The following is an 18,357-nucleotide window of genomic DNA, read 5'->3' as shown; positions in this document are numbered from 1 at the left end:
ACGTCACATACTGACCCTCGTCGAAATCCGACAACGGGGCCTTCTGCGTCCGGGCCTTCCAGGACAGCGACTTCTGCCGCAATCACGATGAGGAATCGCAGTGAACGCACCTACGTCGCCGACCGTTTGGGTGACCGGCGAGACCGTCGACGGCCGGTACCGGGTGATCGGCGAGCTTGGCCGGGGCGGGATGGGCGTCGTGCACCGGGTACGGCATCTCGCCTGGGGCATCGACATGGCAGTGAAGAGTTCGCGGCCCGAGCTGTTCCGGAGCCCCGGCGATCAGGAGCTGTTCGTCAGGGAAGCCGAGGCGTGGGTGTCCCTCGGGCTCCATCCTAACGTCTGCGCCTGCCATTACGTTCGGGTGATCGACGGTGTCCCCCGCGTGTTCGCCGAGTACGTCGACGGCGGCAGCCTGGCCGAGTGGATCGGCGACGGGCGCCTCCACGCCGGGGATGCGCGGCAGGCCCTCGCCCGTGTTCTCGACACGGCAGTTCAAGCGGCCCGTGGGCTCGAGCACGCCCATAGCAGAGACCTGGTGCACCAGGATGTGAAGCCAGCCAACATTCTGCTCGACGGCACGGGCGCCGCGAAGATCACCGACTTCGGCCTCGCCCGGTCCAAGGCCGCCACGGCCCCGGCCGACCTCCAAATGGCTCCGGGCGTCAGCGTGTTGGTGCCGTCCGGCGGCATGACGGTCGGCTACGCGTCCCCGGAGCAGCTCGCGGGCGAGCCCGTCGGGCGGCGCAGCGATGTCTACAGTTTCGCGGTCTCGGTCCTGGAGATGTTCACCGGCGGTGTGCATTGGGCGGCTGGTTCGGTCGCGGGTCTCGCGCTGGAGGAATACCTGGCCGACCCCTCGAATCCGGTCGCGGCGCCGCCGGAAGTCGCCCACCTGCTCCGGCGCTGCCTGCGGCAGCACCCGGCCCACCGGCCGGCCTCGATGGCGGACATCGCGGATGTACTGACCGGGATCTACGAGCAGGCGACCGGCTCGGCGTATCCGCGTCCCACGTCGCAGGCCGCCGATCTGCGCGCCGACGAGCTCAACAACCGTGGCCTGTCGCTCCTCGACCTGGACCGGGCCGCCGACGCCGAGCATGCCTTCGGCCAGGCGCTCGCGGTCGACCCGCACCACGTCGGGGCCGTGTACAACGGTGGCCTGTTCCGGTGGCGTGCGGGGGCGATCACCGATGGGGAACTCGTCGCCCGGTTGGAGGCGATCCCGCGTGGGTCCGGCGCGTCCTCCTGGCAGGTGCAGCTGTTTCTGGCCCGGGTCCACCTCGAACGCGGCGACCTCGCGGCGGCACACGACCTGCTCGACGCCCTCGCGCGCGAACGGCCCGACGACACCGACGTACGGGCGGCGCTGCGGGTGGCGGCCTCGGGAACCGTGGCCGATGCCCGCCACACCAGCACCCGCGAGTTTCGCGAGCCGTTCGCGCTGCCGTTCGCGCCGGTGAAACTGCTCGCCCGGCACGAGGTGATGGGCTACCTGCCGATCCGGTTCGCTCCCGACGGACGCCTCGCGCTGAGCGGCCACTGGGACGGCGTGCTCCGGCTGTGGGACACGGCGACCTGCGCACAACGGTTGGCAGTCAAGGGCCACCGCACGCAGGTGCTCGGCGTCGACCTCACCCCTGACGGCTCGTACGCACTGTCCACGAGCCGCGACGGCACGGTGCAGTTCTGGGATCTCAGGGCAGGCAGGTGTACCCGCGTCATCCGCTCCGCCGCACGCGCCACGGGGTGCCCGGCCAGGTTGAGTGCCGACGGGCGCATCGGTGTGTGGCAGGGCGTGGACGGGCGCGTCCAGGTCTGGGAACCGCGGACCGGGACCCGCCGGTGGTCGCTCGGGGCAGCACTCAAGGACAGCGCCCTGGACGGCTCGCAGTACGAGGTGAGCGCCGACGGGCGCCATGTGCTCACCGCCGAGGAGGACGGGGCGCGGCTGTGGAGCGTGGCCGATGGCCGGTGCCGGGTACTGGCCGCCGGCTCGGCGACGCATGCGCTGTGCTTCAGTCCCGACGGTCGGATGGTCGCGGTGGCCGGCGAGGACCGGGTGATCCGGTTGTGGGATGTGGGGGACGACCAGCAGGTCCGTACGTTGCGTACGTTGACGGGGCTGACCGCCGCGGCCAGTCACCTGGCCTTCGCCGACAGTGGGCGGCTGCTGCTGTCCGGAACGACCGGCGACCACACCGTTCAGATCTGGGAGCTGAGCAGCGGCCGGTGTCTGCGGACCTTCACCGCCCACGCGTACGGGATGCACCACGTCGGATTCCCCGACAGCGACGACCGGTTCGGCTGCTCCGTCGGCGGACATCCCGAACTGTCCATGCATCGCTGGCGGTTGCCCGATACCGAATACGTCGCCGAGCCGCACGTGATCAAGCCGCGCGAGTACGCGGAGGTCAGCCGGCTCGGCGGACTGGCCGAGGAACTGCTCACCGAAGCACGCCAGGCGATGTCGAACGGCCGACACCGGTCAGCCTTCGGCCTGTTGACCCGCGCACGGGAGATACCCGGATACGAGCGCGCCCCCCAGGTCCTGGCCGCCTGGCACGAACTGGGCCGCTCGGCGCGCCACGTACGGCTGCGCTCCGCCTGGTCGCGGCCACTGGACGCCGGCCACCTCTCCTACGGCGCCATCACGGCGATCGGTGTCGCCGCGGATGTCCGGCTCGCCGTCAGCGGGCAGAGCGACGGCACCGTACGGATCTGGGATCTGGGCAGCGGCGCGTGCACGCACGTCCTCGACGATCACCCCGGCAGGGTGGGTGGCGTGGCGTTGAGCGACGACGGCCGGCACGTCCTGTGCGAGGGCACCAAGCCACTCGCGATCATTCGGCGGCGACTGGCAGACGGCGAGTGCCGTCGGCTGACTCCGGACTGGGACATGAGGAGGACCATCAGGTTCACCGGCGACGGAAGGTACGCCTGGCTCGGCGGCGGCGACGGTGTCCTGCGCCGATGGGACCTGGACGACGACCGCTGCATCGCGACGATCCCCCGGAACGGCCCGGTCAACGTGATCTCCACGTCCGCGGACGGACGGCTCGCGGCGGTCGGCGACTCCAACGGCGTGGTCCGGCTGCGAGATCTTGACACCGGAGCCTGCCTGCAGACCTGGACCGGCCCCCGGGAACCGATCCTGTCGGCGTGCCTGAGCGCCGACGGCCGCCTGGCCATGTCCACACACCAGGTCATGTCTTCGGGCGCCAAGGACGAACCGATCCGGCTGTGGGACGCCGGTGCCGGGCGGTCCGTACGCGAATTCGCGGGGCACGAGGGCTGGGTCTCCGCCGTGCGGTTCACACCCGACGCCCGGTTCGCCTTCTCCTCCGGCCACGACAGATCCGTACGGATGTGGGAGGTCGCCACCGGCCGATGCCTGCACGTGCTCGAAGGGCACCAACAACGCATCCGGCACCTCGAACTCACCCCCGACCTGCGCAACTTGATCTCGGCGGGAGACGACGGCATCCGGCTCTGGGACCTCGACTGGGAGCTGGTAGCCGACTGAGCGGAGCGGGATGCGTACTGTCCGACGCCGCAGACGGCACGCTCACGTTCACCGTCTCGTCCCCCGAAGCCCTCCCCTCACACACAAGGAGACGATCCTCTGTGACGCCCTCGGCCACCATCACGCTCACCCTCGTCGAGGGCCGGGCCAAGCCCGGCGCGTACGTCTTCGAGGAGCGCACCACCCGCATCCTCGGCCGCTCCACCGACTGTTCGCCACAACTACCCGACGACTCCGACCACAAGACCGTCTCCCGCCACCACTGCCTGCTCGACATCAACCCGCCGGACATCCGCATCCGCGACTTCGGCAGCCTCAACGGCACGTACGTCAACGGCGAGAAGATCGGCCAGCGGCGCCGCGGCCTCACCCCCGAGGAGGCAGTCGCGGATTCCTACCCCGAGCACGACCTCAAGGACGGCGACCGGATCCGCCTCGGTGACACTGTGTTCCGCGTCGACATCACTCGGCCGCAGGTCGCCACGCTGAGGCTCGCGCGCTGCGCCAAGTGCGAGCGCGAGCTGGGCGACGAGGCGGGCGGCCGCCCCGGCGAGTTGTTGTGCGCCGCCTGTCAGGCCCGGCCCGACGCCGTGCTCAAGCTGCTGCTCGAGCTGGCGCACGGCGGCCGCGCCGACCTCATGGCCATCCGCGGCTACTCGGTGATCCGGGAACTCGGCCGTGGCGGCATGGGCGCGGTGTACCTGGCCCGGCACGAGGCCACCGGCGTCGAGGTGGCGCTGAAGGTGATGCTGCCGAAGGTGGCGGCGAGCGAGACGGCGCGCGCCCGGTTCCTGCGCGAGGTGGCGCTCACCCGGGCAATGAAGCATCCGCACGTCGTCGCGCTGCACGACGCGGGCTTCGCGAACGGAACCTTCTATCTGACAACCGAGTTCTGCACCGGCGGCAGCCTGGACCGGCTCGTCGCCGAACGCGGCGGTCGACTCCCGGTCGAGGAAGCGGTGCCCATCGCGGTGCAGGCGCTCAAGGGCCTGGAACACGCGCACGGGCAGGGCGTCGTCCACCGCGACCTGAGCCCCTCCAACATCCTGCTGCACAGGGAGACCGACGGCTCGACGACGGCGAAGATCGCGGACTTCGGCATCGGAAAGGCCTTTGACCAGGCGGGCCTGAGCGGGCTGACACGCACCGGCACCACAGCGGGCAAACCGATGTTCATGCCGCGCCAACAGGTCATCGACTTCCGCAAGGCCACCCCCGCCGCGGACGTCTGGGCATTTGCCGCCTGCATCTACCACACGCTGACCGGAAGGACCCCGCGCGAGTTCCCGCGCGCCAAGGACCCCTGGCAGGTCGTCCTGCAGGAGCCGGCGATCCCGATCCGCCGCCGCGACCCGGCCATCCCACGACGCCTCGCGGAGGTCATCGACACGGCGCTGCGGGAGCACCCCGAGATCGGCTGCGCGAGCGCGGCGGAGCTGCGCGGGGCGCTGGAGCGGGCGGCGCGGTGAGCCCTGACTGCGGCAGTTACGCGGGAGATACCGGCCGGCGACCGTGACGGTAACAAAGGACAGCCCGCGCTACCTGTCCGCCGCTTCATCGCTTCGCACTCCGAGGTTCGCCCCTGCGCTTGCCGAGAATGTCATCCGCCCTGGTCGGAGGCCTGCACCTGGACTGGCGGTCGTCGGCCTCGTCGCTCCTCGTACAGTACGGTCCATCCGGATTCTGGTGCTGCGTCTGGCGAGGGAGAATCCAACCTGGGGCTACAGGCGCCTTCACGGCGAGTTGCTCGTGCTGGGAGTGAAGGTGGCCACCTCGACCGTATGGAAGATCCTGAAGGATGCCGGCATCGATCCGGCGCCCGACCGGAACTCCAGCACATGGGCCGATTTCCTGCGCTCCCAAACCGACGCCCTCCTGGCCTGCGACTTCTTTGAGACGGTCACCTTGTCCGGCGCGCGGATGTACGTACTCGCGGTGATCGAACACAGCAGTCGCCGCATCCGGGTCCTGGGCCGCCACCGCACACCCGACCACATCCTGGGTAACCCAAACTGCGAAGAACCCGGTCATGGACCTTGAGGACGCCGGCTGCCGGGCACGATTCATCATAATTCCGAGAATGAACTCGATCATGGAAAGGTTGGTGCAGACCTGCAGGCACGAGCTCCTGGACCGGACCTTGATCTGGAACCAGCGCCATCCTCTGCACGCCCTACGAGAGTTCGAGCAGTTCTACAACTCCCATCGACCGCACCAGGGCATCGCGAACGCCCGACCGCTACACCCACTGCCCACACCAATCGACGATCCCGACAAGCTAAGCCACCTCGACATACGCCGACACGATCGACTCAGCGGCCCCCTCCCCGATTACCAACATGCGGCGTGACCTACACGGATGAGGTTCCGGCGAGGGCAGTGCCCGCAGTCTGCGGTGAGGGTGCGATGCACATCCCCGTAGCGCTTCAGAATGGCTTCATTGGCGCTGAGCTGCGGCTTTGGTCGTCGTCAGTCGGCTCTCCGGTACTCGTTGACGAGGCCGGCGACGGCTTGTCGACGTTCGATTCGGGCTGGTGGCAGGGGTATGACGTTCGGGTCGTCGCTGGGGCGCGAGTTGGTCTCGGCCTTGGTGGGGCCGGTGGCTGTTGAAGTGTGCGGGTGCCGGTAAATCATCCACGCAGGTGAGAGCTTGTTCAGAGATCTTCGACTTTGGCCGATGCTCACCCCGGCGTCTTCACCTGCACAAGGCCCCGACGGCATCATGATCTGTCGTGCTGCTGCGCCTGGCCTACCTCGCCGCGACCAACACCCTTGCGTTCCTACGCCTCCTGCCGATGAGCGACAGAGACAAGGACATCGAGATCCTCGTGCTCCGGCACCAATTGCTTGTCCTGCAGCGCCAGGTCAGCAAGCCTGCGTTTCACCGACAGCGATCGCGCTGTCCTCGCCGGCCTTCTGTGCCACCTGCCCAAAGACAGACTGCGGCACCTTCTGCTGCTGGTTCGCCCCGAGACGGTCTTGCGCTGGCATCGTGAGCTGCTCAGGCGGCGCCATGCCGCGACCTGCATGCCCAAGCGGCGTGGACGCCCACGCACCATCCACTCGATCCGCGCCCTGGTCCTGCGCCTGACCAGGGAGAATGCCTCGTGGGGATATCGCCGGATCCACGGCGAACTCGCAGCACTGGGGCTCAAGGTCGCCGCCTCCACGGTCTGGGAGATCCTCCGCGGGCACGGCATCCCACCCGCACCCGAACGACAGAGCACCACCTGGGCCGACTTCCTCTGCAGCCAGGCCAAGGCCCTTCTCTCCTGACAAGGGCGCGCCTGTACGTCTTCGCCGTCATCGAGCACATCACCCGTCGCATCAGGATCCTCGGTGCCAGCGCACATCCGACCAGGGACTGGATCGTGCAGCTCGGACGCAACCTCCTCATGGACCTCGAAGACACAGGCAGCAGGACACAGTTCCTGATCCGCGACCGAGACTCGAAGTTCACTGCCGCCTTCGACGCCCTGATGACCGATGCCGGTCCCAAGGTCGTCACCACCGGCATTCGGATACCCCGGATGAACTCCCTCATCGAGCGCTGGATACAGACCTGCCGCACCGAACTCCTGGACCGGACCCGATCTGGAACCAGAGCCACCTCCTTCACACCCTGCGCGAGTACGAATCCTTCTACAACGAATACCGCCCGCACAGAGCCCTGGAACAAGCCGCCCCCTGCCGCCCACTACCCACACCCATCACCCATCACCCAACAAGCCCAACTCACCCGCCTGGAAGTCCACAGACGAGACCGACTCGGCGGAGCCCTCCGCGAATGCCAGCACGCCGCCTGAGCTGCGCGGATGATTTATCGGCACCCGCAGTCCTCCGCCAGGGCGCGGGCCTCAGGGGCTGTACGGTGGCTCGCGCAGCCTCGGAGTGGCGCCACCTGCCACTCGGACTTACTCGCTGAACAGGGAAGAGAAATCATGCGCTTTACGTGTGCTCGCTTTGTGCCGGTCACTGTGTCTCTCGGGGTGGGGTTGCTACTTGGCCTAGTGGGTCCCGTTGCTGGGAAATGGGATAATCCCGTTTGCGTCGCCGTGAGTATTGTTTTTTCTAGCGGTTGGCCGTGGGCCTGTTATGCATTCCTGGTGGGCTATTTCTGTCGATCGAAAATCGAGTCAGCGTTGCTGTCGTTTTTAGGGTTGGCTATCGGTGTAGTCACGTACTACCTTTTTAAGGATGTGAACCCCACCATTCCGGCCGGAATGGAACCTACCGATTCCATTCCGGCCGGAATGGAATCTGACGCCTCCAGTGAGGGGCAAATTCGCGTGTGGGGAATAGCGGCTTTCGTGTTTGGTGCGCCGGTGGGACTCGTGGGGAACGTAGCGCGAACGCCCGGAGTTGGGGGCCTTCTGTTCCGCCTGATTGTTCCATTGATCGCCTTCTTCGAGGCCACTGAGCGATTGAGTACAGAGGCGGACTCGCAGGGTCCAGTTTTTGCCATAACCTGGAACGTAATTCGCGTCGCAGCATGCGTCGTCGCCGTGGCTCTCATGGGACACACCGTGTGGAGCTGGCGCGTTAGGCGTAGCCGAGCCGACGGGCGAACGGAAGTTGCCGCGCCTGCACGGCGTCTCTGACCCCTCGTTCTGACGTTATCCACAGGCTCGAACGCCCGCGCCCTGTGCCCGGGCCCGAGACTGCCGTACAGGAACCCTTCCGTCTCGCGACGACCTGCGGCACCGGCGGCTGACCGCCTACCGGGCGGGCGATCCGTTCTTCGACCGCGTCCGCCCCGACGCCTCGTACGCACGCACCCCTGTACTGCGGCAGAGGGCTGCTGTTCGTCGCGCACGAGATGAGTCCCCGGCCCGCCTGGCGTGTGTACCTGGCCTTCTTCACCCGCAGCAGGGCGGGCTCCCGCCTCACCCTCCTGCCCCATGCCGCCGAACATGCCGATGCGGAACACGGGGTTGATGCCGTCGACAAGGGGCATCCGATCGGGCCCGAAGAGCTCGCCGAGGCCCTGCGCCGGGTCCGCGACCACAGCCTGGTCTTGGACGGCTCGACCGTCGCCGAGACTGCCTTCTGGGTCGCGGACCGCTACTGGATGCGCCGCTGGAACAACGCCCTGGACGAGGCGGCCCCCGGCCAGTGGGACAAGGTCATCGGTCCCCACGTCTATCGGCGCATGGCCCTGCACGAGTGGATGGCGCCCGGAAATTACGACCACGGCATCCCCGGGCTGTAAGACCTCAGCGTCTGCTGTCCCCCGGCGCGAGCAGGCTGGTGACCTCGGCGATCGCCTCCGCCGAGGGGTGGAAGTACTTCCGTACGTTCTCCGGCTTCTTGTGCCGGGACTTCGCCATCAGCATCGGCAGGCTGGCCCCGGCCTCGCCGAGGTGAGTGAGGCCCGAATGCCGGTACTCGTGAAGGTCCCAGCCCGTGCCCGGCGCCCCGCCGACCGCGGTGTGGGCGTCGAGCAGGGCACGGGTCTGCCCGTATGACAGCCGGACCAGGCCGGTGTCAGGGCAGACGTCGCGCGGGCTGACGACTTTGCCGGGGCCCGGCTTCCGGTGGGTGACGAACACCGGACCTCGGATACGGCCCTTGATCAGCCGGGGCAGCAGCCGGGCGGTGCCGGCGTCCCAGTACACGGTCTCCAGCACGAAGTCCTCGCCCGCCTGGCCCCGGCGGCGGGCCTTGGTCCGGGCGCCCTTGGCCTTGACCGGGCAGCGGCGCCTGGCGAAGTCCAGGTCCTCGATGTTCACGCCGACGATCTCCTCCGCCCGCCCGGCGGTCTCGTAGAGCATCCGCCACAGCGTCTTCTCCTGCAGGTCGACCTCGCGCCGTGCGATGAGCCGGTCGACCGCCATCTTCGAGCGGGCCGGGGTCTCAGAATCCGGCACCGCCAGCCGCTTCGCCCAGGCCGGGGCCGCCGGGCCGTCGTGGCCGTACTCCTCGCAACCAGCCCAGCCACGACAGCACCGCCCGTTCGGCCAGCAGGCCCATGACCTGCTGATAATCCGGCGCCAGCACCTCGGCCGACAGCCCCTCCCGCCAGACCGGAACCAGCGACCCGGGCTTCGCCGCCAGCGTCGCCGCCTCGTTCCCGCCCGGCGTCTTCCCCGCCACACCCTCCTGGCCTGCGGTTTCACCCGCGTCCCACACCTCGCCGACCCGCCTGCGGGCGATCAGCCACTCGTCCCACTCCGACTGCGCCGCCTCCAACTCGGCCTGCAACTCCTCCACCCGCTTCCGGGCCGCACGCTCCCGCTCCTCCAGCCGCCCAGCCGCCCCAGCACCGACGCCATCACACACCTCCAGCACGCCACCTCCACGGACGCACCGGACCTACCTCACCCACCCCGGCACTATGCCTGACCAGCACGAACCCAGGCACCACACTCGGTTTCGAGAAGCCCTCTGAACGGAGGAAGGAACGCCAGGTCCTGTGGGGCTCGGTTATTCATCGCCGCTGGTCAAACGCCCCGCCCCAGCGCGCAGAGAGCTGCGACCATGTTTAGGCGATCGCGTCCCTTCTGTACCAGGTGACTCGAGGTCTTCTCTCCGTCCCGGCGGTCGTTCTGCGGCGGGACGCCTCGAAGGAGGCTGAACTTCTCGTCCTGCGTCACGAAAACGCCGTGCTACGACGCCAGATACAAGGTCGAGTACGGTACGAACCCGCGGACCGCCTGTGGTTCGCCTCCCTGTCCTCCCTGGTCCCCCGCCGCCGCTGGGCCAAGGCCTTCCCCATCACCCCAGCACGCTGCTGGCCTGGCACCGCAAGCTCATCGCCCGCCGATGGGACTACTCCCGACGACGCCGGCGTACAGGCGTTGCAGCCCGATGGTGTCGATGTGGAGAAAGTCGCAGGCGATCAGACTGGTGGCCTGTGCGGAGAGGAACTCGCGCCAGGTTGGGCCGGTGCGGCGTGGTGCGGGATCGATGCCTGCGGCGTGGAGTATCTGCCAGTCCCAGGCCACCAGCCGCAGCCCCTGCCAGAACGCGCCGGCCGTCACCGCCGTGGCCACCGGGCCCCGGAGCCGCGCGAACAGCAACGCCAACGGCTCGACCCCCACCCGACGGCGCGCCGCCCGTAACGCAGCGCGGGCATGCCAGACTGACCATGCAACGGGGCTCCTACAGAGACGGTGTGTCCTGGTCGACTTCCGTCCTACGCGGAGCCCCGTTCGCCTACCCCGCCTTCGACGAACCGCTTGACAACCAGCCCACCTGCCCAACTTCCCGGGCTTGCAATAAAGACACCCTTCAGGGAAGTCGCCTGCGGTCTGGTCGCGGAGAGGGAGTCCGCTCCGTACTGCATTCAGCGTTCACCGCGGCTCTGGCCCAGTACTGCCACGAACACTCCCGACCGCACCCGGGATTCATCGTTCTCGACTCGCCCGTGGTGACATACCGTGACCCCCATGGCGACCCACACGGCGACGCTCTTGGTGACGATGTCGATATGACGCCAAACGTAGTTGACTACTTCTATAGGGACATGCTCACCTTTGCTGGGAAATCGATCATTATCGAAAACGGTGACCCGCCTCGTGACGTCATCTCTCAAGCCCGCACTCTCCGTTTTGCCTTGGAGGAATTCGACAGGGCGGGCTTCTTCCTGGTGGCGACAGCAGGCGAGTGAAGCAGTCACGGCAGCTGTAGTCCGTGAGGCGTAAGGCAACGCTGCGGTTCAGCGTGGTGGATGGGGTGCCTGCGGGCAAAGGTGCGGCCACTGCATCGTGATGGCTTCTGACCTCAACCCACAAGAAGCCATCTGGTCACTGGTCAAACGCGACATCGGTAACCTCGCTGCCGCCAACCTGGCCCAGATCACCCGAGCAGTCAAACTCAGACTCAAGCAGATCCAGTACCGCCCCCACCTCGTCGACGGCTGCCTCGCCGGCACAGACCTGATCATGGACGGCTGACCGACATCACGCATTCAAGTTCAGTAGCCGCTACGACTTTTCGGTCATATAGCACTGGAAATTCGCCGAGACACTCCCGGGTCCGGCGCCGGACAACCCATCCGCGCTACACCATAGCTCGCACCTCGGCCCACAGGGGGGACGAGGGGAAGCCGGGACGACCGGTGCGGATGGATCGACGGAAGGCAGTGAATACTGTGCGTTGGTTGAAAGGTATGACTACGGCCCTGGGGCTCGCCGCCGCGGTTGCGGTCACGGTGCCCGCCACGGCCCAGGCAGCACCTCTGGACGACACGCGGGTGACTTCCGCGAAATCCATCAGCTCGTGGGAGCAGTGCCCCGAGTACTACTTCTGCATCTGGGAGTACGGGAACGCCAACGTGGGGGCGGTCGGGGGCCATTGGGCGCGCTTCTACTACGGCTCGGAGAACTTGGCGAACCCGGTCGAGGGCTACGTCTTCAACGATAAGGTCCGCTCCGTCTGGAACCGCACCGGCGATGTCTGGTGCCTGTATGTCGACAAGGAATGGGGCGGCCCCAATTGGCCCGTCGGCAACTGGCGCGGCAACACCTCGCAGTACGGTCATGCGAACGACATCAGCTCACTGAAGAGGTGCTAGTGATCGATCTTTCCTGACGAGGGGCCTCTCCCGCTTCGGCGTCGGGAGATCAGGAGAGGCTCTGAGTCACCACAGCTAGGTCGCTGTCACGGCAGTTGTAGGTCGTGAGTCGTGAGGTTCCTGTCATGCGATGGCCACTGCCGTGACGTTTTTCCAGCGGCGGTGGCAGTCCGCTGCCCGATGTTGGTGTCGGCGGCGCCAGTGTGACCAGCGGAGCGCGTGCGCGGGATCGGTGTCCTGGCAGGGGCGGGGCAAGACGAAGGCCCGGAGCAGTGCGAGGAGTTCGCGTGGGCTGACGGTGTGCTTGCCGAGAATGTCATCCGCGCTGGTCGGAGGCCTGCACCGGACCCCACAGTCCTCGGCCGCGGTCGCTCGAGTCGGCCTCTCGCGTAGCCGTGGTCCACGCGTCATGATGATCGATCGTGCTGCTACGACTGGCCTACCTCGGTGTGACGAATGCGTTCGCGGTGCTGCGTCTGCTGCCGATGAGCGACCGGGACAAGGATGTAGAGATCCTGGCCCTGCGCCACCAGATCGCGGTCCTGGAACGCCAACTCGGCAAAGAAAACGTCCGGTTCAGCTCAAGCGACCGGGCGTTCCTGGCGGCGCTGCTGCACCAGCTGTCGTTGCCCGCCCTGCGGCGTGTGCGGCTGCTCGTGCGTCCTGACACGGTACTGCGCCGGCATCGCGACCTCGCAAGGCGCCGGCATGCCGCGTTATCGCGCCCCAAGCGACCTGGTCGACCTCGTACGGTGCGCTCCATCCGGATTCTGGTGCTGCGTCTGGCAAGGGAGAATCCAAACTGGGGCTACAGGCGCCTGCACGGCGAGCTGCTCGTGCTGGGAGTGAAGGTGGCCGCGTCGACCGTCTGGAAGATCCTGAAGGATGCCGGCGTCGATGCAGCGCCCGACCGGTGCTCCAGCACGTGGGCCGACTTCCTACGCTCGCAAGCCGATGCTCTCCTGGCCTGCGACTTCTTTGAGACGGTCACTTTGTCCGGCGCCCGGATGTACGTACTCGCGGTGATCGAACACAGCAGCCGCCGCATCCGGATCCTTGGCGCCACCGCACACCCGACCACCTCATAGGTAACACAAGCGGCGAAGAACCTGGTCATGGACCTTGAGGACGTCGGCTGCCGGGCGCGATTCGTGATCCGGGACAGGGATGGGAAGTTCCCCGTCCTGTTCGACGCTGTCCTCAAGGGTACGGGGATCGAGGTCGTCCTCACTGGAATCCAGATGCCGAGAATGAACTCGATCATGGAAAGGTGGGTGCAGACCTGCAGACACGAGCTCCTGGACCGGACCTTGATCTGGAACCAGCGCCATCTCCTCCACGCCCTGCGAGAATTCGAGCAGTTCTACAACTCCCATCGACCGCACCAGGGCATCACGAACGCCCGACCACTACACCCACTGCCGACGCCAATCGACGATCCGGACAAGCTAAGCCACCTCGACATACGACGCCACGACCGCCTTGACGGCATCCTCCACGAATACAGACATGCCGCGTGACCTGCACGGACGAGGTATTCGGCAAGCGCAAGGTTCACGACGCGGGTTCGGTCCTTGACGCCGGTCCATAACGCGGCGACGTTCCCACTACTGGCGGGTGATACGCGTCAGGCAGCCGCAGAACTGTCGCGCAGGAAGCCCGCGAACGCCTCGGCGGCAGGGGTGAGGACGTGGTCACTCATGCGGACCAGGAGGATGCGACGCACCGGAGCGGGGGGTTGAAGCGGCAGGACGCTGACGCCGGCTCGGATGCCCTCCAGGGCCAGGGTGGGGGCGAGGGCGATGCCGATGCCGGCGGCGACCATGGCCTGGGCTTCCTGGTAGTCGTGGGCCTCGTAGGCGATCTGCGGCTCGAAGCCGGCGGCGTGACAGCTGCGAGCGAGAGCCTCGGCCACGGGGTGGTTCTCGGCGCGGGTGATCCAAGGGTCGTCGGCGAAGTCGGCGAGGGCGGCCGAGTCGCGGCCGGCGAGCGGGTGTGTCTCGCTGACGAGGAGGGCCGGAGGATCGTCGACGAGTGAGGTGACGACGATGTCCTCGCGGTCGATACGGTTCCAGTCGTAGTCCCACATCAGGGACATTTCGATTTCCCGGTTCTCCAGCATCGCCCACAGGCCCGCGATACGGGAACTGCGCACCGTCAGCCGTACGCCGGGATGCGCTTCCCGGAAGGCGATCACAGCCCGGGGGAGGAGGGAGGCACCGACAGTAGGGAAGGTGCCGACACGAAGTGTGCCCGCGCGGAGTCCCGCGAAGTCGGCGAGTTCGTTTTCGGCGGCCTTCAGTTCGCGCTCGATCCGCTCCCCGCGCTCGGCGAGGGCGCGTCCCGCGTCGGTGAGCGTGACGCCCCGCGCATGGCGCTCAAGCAGAGGCTGCCCGGCCTCTGCCTCCAGGCGGCTGACCTGCTGGGACACCGCTGACGTTGTGTAGTTGAGGGCCCGTGCGGCCGCGGTGACCGAGCTCCGGCGGGCGACCTCGGTGAAGAGCAGGATGCGCCGGACGTCGAGCACCGCGCCACCTCCAGCGTTAATGTCAGCTTAATACCCCTGCAGATTTCCGAGATTGTACTTCACGCTCCCGGCGCCCACTGTGGATCGCGGCCCGCACGGACGTGCCGTCGGGGTTTCCACGAGGAGTCTGTTGTGTTGCGTCTGCAGGGCGAGATGATCCGCGGAGGAACCAGCAAGTGCTGGATCTTCGACCACCACGATGTGGTGGCGACCGGCGTGGACGCCGACACCCTGCTGCTCGCCGCCTACAACGCCGCCGACCCCCGCCAGATCGACGGCGTCGGCGGCGCCTCTTCCACCACCTCCAAGGCCGCGATCGTCCGGACGTCGGCCGAGCCGGGCATCGACGTCGAGTACGCCTTCGCTCAGGTCGGTATCGGTGACGAGCGCGTGGAGTGGACCAGCAACTGCGGCAACTGCGCCACCGCCGTCGCCCTGTACGCCGTCCACCACGGCCTGGTGCCGATCGCGTCGGACTCCACCACGGTGCGCATGCTCAACGTCAACACAGGGGCCCGCCTCACCGGCACTATCCCGACCCCGGGGCACCGGGCCCCCGACGAGGGAACGGCCGCCGTGCCGGGCACTGCCGCGCTCGGTGTGCCGGTCCTGCTCGGCTTCGAGGACCCGGCGGGCTCCACCACCGGACGTGCCCTGCCGACCGGTCGCGCCCTGGACACCCTGAAGGGGCCCGCCGGTCCGGTCGAGGCGTCCCTGGTCGACGCGGGCGCCCCGGCCGCGCTGTTCGAGGCCAAGGCATTCGGTCTCCAGGGCACCGAATCCCTGGTGGAGTTCGCCGCGGCGGTACCCACGCTCACCGTACTGCGGCGTGAGGCCGCCCTGGCCATGGGACTGGCCGGGGAGAGCGATCCCGTCAGCCACGCCGTGCCGAAGGTCGGCGTCGTCGCCCGGCCTGCCGCCTACCGGACCACCGACGGCACCCCGGTCGGGCAGGACGAGTACGACCTCGCCGTCCGCATGGTGTCGATGCACGCTCCGCACCCGGCCATCGGTCTCACCTCCGCCGTGGCGCTGGCCACCGCGGCCGCCACCCCCGGCACCCTCGCCCACCGCGTCGCCCGGCAGACCGCCGACGGCACGCTGCGCCTGGGCACCCCCGCCGGCGTCATCGCCGCCCAAGCCGTCCCCGCGGCGGACGGCGCGTCGCCCACGGTGCTGCTGCACCGCGCCGCCCGCCGCATCGCCCGAGCCGAACTTCTCGTTCCCGTCCTGGAAGGACGCCCCGCATGAGCCGCAACGACGCCGCCCCGGGTACCGTCACCGCTCCACCCGGCCGCATCCGCCGACTGCTGTCCCTGCTCTACGTCCAGTGCCTGATCGGTGTCCTCGCCGGGGCCGCCGCCGGCTGGCTGTGGCCGTCCTTCGGAGCCGAGCTCAAACCCCTGGGCGACGGCTTCATCGCCCTGGTCCGCATGATGATCGCGCCGGTCATCTTCTGTACCGTCGTCCACGGCATCGCCTCCATGGGCAACGCGCGCGCCGTTGGCCGGGTCAGCCTCAAGGCACTGATCTACTTCGAGGTGCTGACCACTGTCGCCATGGTGATCGGCCTGGTCGTCGTCAACATCGTCCAGCCCGGCAGCGGACTGCACGTCGACCCCTCCACCCTCTCCGCCAAGGGCCTGCCGCCCGAGGCGACCGAGAGCCACGAGAGCTTCGCCGCGTTCGTCCTCGCCATGATCCCGGACACCCTGATCAGCGCGCTGACCGGCCACGAGATCCTACCGGTGCTGGTGGTCTCGGTGCTGTTCGGCTTCGGCCTGAACGCCGCCGGCCAGTCGGGGCAGGGGGTCACCCAGGGCATCGAGAAGCTGTCCAAGGTCCTGTTCACGCTCATCCGCTGGATCATGCGACTGGCCCCGATCGGCGCCTTCGGCTCCATGGCCTTCACCATCGGCAACTACGGCCTGGACACCCTGCGCCACCTCTTCCTGCTGGTCGGCTCCTTCTGGCTCACCGCCCTCTTCTTCGTCCTGGTCGTCCTGGGTACGGTCATGCGCATCAACGGCCTGCGCCTGTTGCCCTTCCTCCGCTACATCAAGGAGGAGCTGCTGATCGTCCTGGGTACCTCGTCGAGCGAGCCGGTGCTGCCGCGCATGATGGCAAAGCTGGAGCACGCGGGCGCCTCCAAGCCCGTCGTCGGCATCACGCTGCCCGCCGGGTACTCCTTCAACCTCGACGGCACCGCCATCTACCTGACCATGGGCTCGGTCTTCCTCGCTCAAGCCCTCGGCATCGACCTCAGCCTCACCCAGCAACTGTCCATGCTCGCCGTCATGCTGCTCACGTCCAAGGGCGCCGCCGGCGTCACCGGCTCCGGCTTCGTCGCCCTCGCCGCAACGCTCAGCGCCGTTCCGCACGTCCCCGTCGCCGCCCTGGCGCTCATCTTCGGCATCGACCGCTTCATGTCCGAGGCCCGCGCCCTGACCAGCGTGGTCGGCAACGGCGTCGCCACCCTGGCGGTGGCCAAGTGGGAGGGGCAACTCGACGAGGAGCGCGCCAGGGCCGTCCTGAAGGGCGAGATCCCGTACACCTCGGCCCCCGAAGCCGGCCACGCCCCTGAACCGCGGACCGATCTGCGGCCGCGGACCGATCTCCAGCCTCAGATGCATCCCCAGCCGCAGGCCGAACCCGCATCCGGTGCGGAGCCAGGGGACGCGGAGGAGGCCGGCCCGAAGGCGGCGGCCGGATCGGACCGTGACCCTGTGCCCACCGCCGGCTGACGCCCCCCACAGCCGGTCCGGAGCCTCCGCTCCGGACCGGCCCCTTCTCGCGATCAGGAGCACCCGCACTCATGGCAGCACCCTGGGACGTCATCGTCGTCGGTGGCGGAAACGCCGGACTCTGCGCCGCGCACTCCGCCCGGCAAGAGGGGGCCCGAGTCCTCGTACTGGAAAAGGCCCCGCGGCGCCTCCCGCTCACGGACCAGCCGCTTGCGCCCCTGAGCCACAGTCCGCACCTTGCGGATCTCGAGAAGAGGACCAACTCTCCTCTACGGTGCAGGAGTTCAACGCCGTGATCACGGGCGGCCCCTTCAACCCGACGGTCAGGGACGGCAGCCGCGCCGAAGGCGTCACCCCACCCAAGTCCAACTGGGCCCAGCCCCTCGACACGCCTCCCCACACCGCCTATCCGGTCACCTGCGGCATCACCTTCACCTTCGGCGGCCTGCGCATCGACCCCGACGTACGCGTCCTCAACACCCGCGGACTGCCCGTACCGGGCCTGCACGCGGCAGGTGAACTCGTCGGCGGGCTCTTCTACTTCAACTATCCGGGCGGCTCCGGGCTGACCGCCGGGTCGGTGTTCGGCCGCAGCGCCGGCCGCTCAGCGGCAGCCGCTGCGGCCGATCGGGTCGGGTGAGTCCGACCGGCCTGGACGCCTCAACCAGCCCCGTCGGCGCGGAGGATCAGGTCGAGCAGCCCGGGGAAACGGGCTTCGAACTCCTCACGACGCAGTCGGTTGACCCGCCTGGGCCCCTCATCACGCTGTTCGACCAGGCCGGCGCCGTGCAGGACCGAGAAGTGGTGACTGAGCGCGGCCTTGCCGACCGGCACGTCGAAGCTGCCACAGCTGCGTGTCCAGACGGCGGAGCCCGCCAGCTCACGGATCAGCTGGATGCGCACCGGGTCGGCGAGCGCGGACAGCGCGGTCAGGACGGACACGTCCTCGGGATCCACGTGGACCGGCGCCGCGCGGTGACCACCTCCGGCGGCCTGGTTCGACATGTCCCTCTCCCCCGCCGTACGCATCCTCGCCGGGAAC

The 18,357-nt window shown here is 68.2% G+C and carries 14 protein-coding genes and 4 pseudogenes; 14 read left to right on the top strand and 4 right to left on the bottom strand.

Annotated elements, in window-relative coordinates:
- Positions 1–100: 100 nt before the first annotated feature.
- The 6 genes and pseudogenes from ACWY4P_RS46030 (at position 101) to ACWY4P_RS46005 (ending at position 8,738) form a co-directional block, all read left to right on the top strand.
- Complete coding sequence (locus ACWY4P_RS46030; RefSeq protein ID WP_456206780.1) at positions 101–3,526, top strand: WD40 repeat domain-containing serine/threonine protein kinase; 3,426 nt, start codon at positions 101–103, stop codon at positions 3,524–3,526.
- A 101-nt stretch (positions 3,527–3,627) separates the two neighbouring features.
- Complete coding sequence (locus tag ACWY4P_RS46025) at positions 3,628–4,995, top strand: protein kinase domain-containing protein (protein WP_456206779.1); 1,368 nt, start codon at positions 3,628–3,630, stop codon at positions 4,993–4,995.
- A 217-nt stretch (positions 4,996–5,212) separates the two neighbouring features.
- Positions 5,213–5,566, top strand: a complete 354-nt coding sequence (locus tag ACWY4P_RS46020) for a hypothetical protein (RefSeq protein WP_456213378.1) — start codon at positions 5,213–5,215, stop codon at positions 5,564–5,566.
- Entirely contained in the window at positions 5,556–5,876 is a 321-nt protein-coding gene (locus tag ACWY4P_RS46015) for an integrase core domain-containing protein (protein ID WP_456206778.1), read from the top strand. Before ACWY4P_RS46020 ends, ACWY4P_RS46015 begins: the two co-directional genes overlap by 11 nt.
- Before the next feature lie 382 nt (positions 5,877–6,258).
- A pseudogene (locus ACWY4P_RS46010) lies at positions 6,259–7,332 on the top strand (integrase core domain-containing protein).
- Positions 7,333–8,345: 1,013 nt separating this feature from the next.
- Entirely contained in the window at positions 8,346–8,738 is a 393-nt protein-coding gene (locus ACWY4P_RS46005) for a hypothetical protein (RefSeq protein ID WP_456206777.1), read from the top strand.
- A gap of 4 nt (positions 8,739–8,742) precedes the next feature.
- Here the strand turns inward: ACWY4P_RS46005 and ACWY4P_RS46000 are convergent.
- Both ACWY4P_RS46000 and ACWY4P_RS45995 read right to left on the bottom strand, forming a co-directional pair.
- A pseudogene (locus ACWY4P_RS46000) lies at positions 8,743–9,478 on the bottom strand (site-specific integrase); the annotation flags it as partial.
- 800 nt (positions 9,479–10,278) lie between these two features.
- On the bottom strand, positions 10,279–10,554 hold the full coding sequence (locus ACWY4P_RS45995; RefSeq protein ID WP_456206776.1) for a hypothetical protein: 276 nt from the start codon (positions 10,552–10,554) through the stop codon (positions 10,279–10,281).
- 344 nt (positions 10,555–10,898) lie between these two features.
- Between ACWY4P_RS45995 and ACWY4P_RS45990 the strand changes: the two genes are divergently transcribed.
- From ACWY4P_RS45990 to ACWY4P_RS45975, 4 genes and pseudogenes are all read left to right on the top strand, one after another.
- Positions 10,899–11,138 (top strand): hypothetical protein, encoded by a 240-nt coding sequence (locus ACWY4P_RS45990; protein WP_456206775.1) that lies wholly within the window; start codon positions 10,899–10,901, stop codon positions 11,136–11,138.
- Between the two features lie 103 nt (positions 11,139–11,241).
- A pseudogene (locus ACWY4P_RS45985) lies at positions 11,242–11,424 on the top strand (IS630 family transposase); the annotation flags it as partial.
- A gap of 215 nt (positions 11,425–11,639) precedes the next feature.
- Positions 11,640–12,044 (top strand): peptidase inhibitor family I36 protein, encoded by a 405-nt coding sequence (locus ACWY4P_RS45980; RefSeq protein ID WP_456206774.1) that lies wholly within the window; start codon positions 11,640–11,642, stop codon positions 12,042–12,044.
- Positions 12,045–12,466: 422 nt separating this feature from the next.
- A pseudogene (locus ACWY4P_RS45975) lies at positions 12,467–13,564 on the top strand (integrase core domain-containing protein).
- Between the two features lie 107 nt (positions 13,565–13,671).
- Here the strand turns inward: ACWY4P_RS45975 and ACWY4P_RS45970 are convergent.
- Complete coding sequence (locus tag ACWY4P_RS45970) at positions 13,672–14,571, bottom strand: LysR family transcriptional regulator (RefSeq protein ID WP_456206773.1); 900 nt, start codon at positions 14,569–14,571, stop codon at positions 13,672–13,674.
- A 132-nt stretch (positions 14,572–14,703) separates the two neighbouring features.
- On the opposite strand from ACWY4P_RS45970, the gene ACWY4P_RS45965 reads away from it, so the two are divergent.
- The 4 genes from ACWY4P_RS45965 (at position 14,704) to ACWY4P_RS45950 (ending at position 17,955) form a co-directional block, all read left to right on the top strand.
- On the top strand, positions 14,704–15,822 hold the full coding sequence (locus ACWY4P_RS45965; protein ID WP_456206772.1) for a PrpF domain-containing protein: 1,119 nt from the start codon (positions 14,704–14,706) through the stop codon (positions 15,820–15,822).
- The gene (locus ACWY4P_RS45960; protein ID WP_456206771.1) at positions 15,819–17,315 is read left to right on the top strand and encodes a dicarboxylate/amino acid:cation symporter; all 1,497 of its coding nucleotides are present in this window, start codon (positions 15,819–15,821) and stop codon (positions 17,313–17,315) included. Before ACWY4P_RS45965 ends, ACWY4P_RS45960 begins: the two co-directional genes overlap by 4 nt.
- 71 nt (positions 17,316–17,386) lie before the next feature.
- Positions 17,387–17,611 carry an FAD-dependent oxidoreductase gene (locus tag ACWY4P_RS45955; protein ID WP_456206770.1) on the top strand — a complete coding sequence of 75 codons (225 nt, stop codon included), beginning with the start codon at positions 17,387–17,389 and terminating at the stop codon, positions 17,609–17,611.
- Complete coding sequence (locus tag ACWY4P_RS45950) at positions 17,590–17,955, top strand: FAD-binding protein (protein WP_456206769.1); 366 nt, start codon at positions 17,590–17,592, stop codon at positions 17,953–17,955. Before ACWY4P_RS45955 ends, ACWY4P_RS45950 begins: the two co-directional genes overlap by 22 nt.
- 20 nt (positions 17,956–17,975) lie before the next feature.
- Here ACWY4P_RS45950 and ACWY4P_RS45945 read toward each other — a convergent pair whose 3' ends face one another.
- Positions 17,976–18,320 carry an ArsR/SmtB family transcription factor gene (locus ACWY4P_RS45945; protein WP_456206768.1) on the bottom strand — a complete coding sequence of 115 codons (345 nt, stop codon included), beginning with the start codon at positions 18,318–18,320 and terminating at the stop codon, positions 17,976–17,978.
- Positions 18,321–18,357: the final 37 nt, after the last annotated feature.

The organism is Streptomyces sp. LZ34, from assembly GCF_053890475.1.
This window is presented reverse-complemented; position numbering and strand designations above follow the sequence as displayed.

Bases quoted from the DNA above. Each gene is read 5' to 3' on its own strand.
- ACWY4P_RS46015 (WP_456206778.1), top strand. From the start codon at position 5,556: ATGGACCTTGAGGACGCCGGCTGCCGGGCACGATTCATCATAATTCCG.
- ACWY4P_RS45955 (WP_456206770.1), top strand. From the start codon at position 17,387: ATGGCAGCACCCTGGGACGTCATCGTCGTCGGTGGCGGAAACGCCGGA.
- ACWY4P_RS46005 (WP_456206777.1), top strand. From the start codon at position 8,346: ATGAGTCCCCGGCCCGCCTGGCGTGTGTACCTGGCCTTCTTCACCCGC.
- ACWY4P_RS45960 (WP_456206771.1), top strand. From the start codon at position 15,819: ATGAGCCGCAACGACGCCGCCCCGGGTACCGTCACCGCTCCACCCGGC.
- ACWY4P_RS45945 (WP_456206768.1), bottom strand. From the start codon at position 18,320: ATGTCGAACCAGGCCGCCGGAGGTGGTCACCGCGCGGCGCCGGTCCAC.
- ACWY4P_RS45980 (WP_456206774.1), top strand. From the start codon at position 11,640: ATGACTACGGCCCTGGGGCTCGCCGCCGCGGTTGCGGTCACGGTGCCC.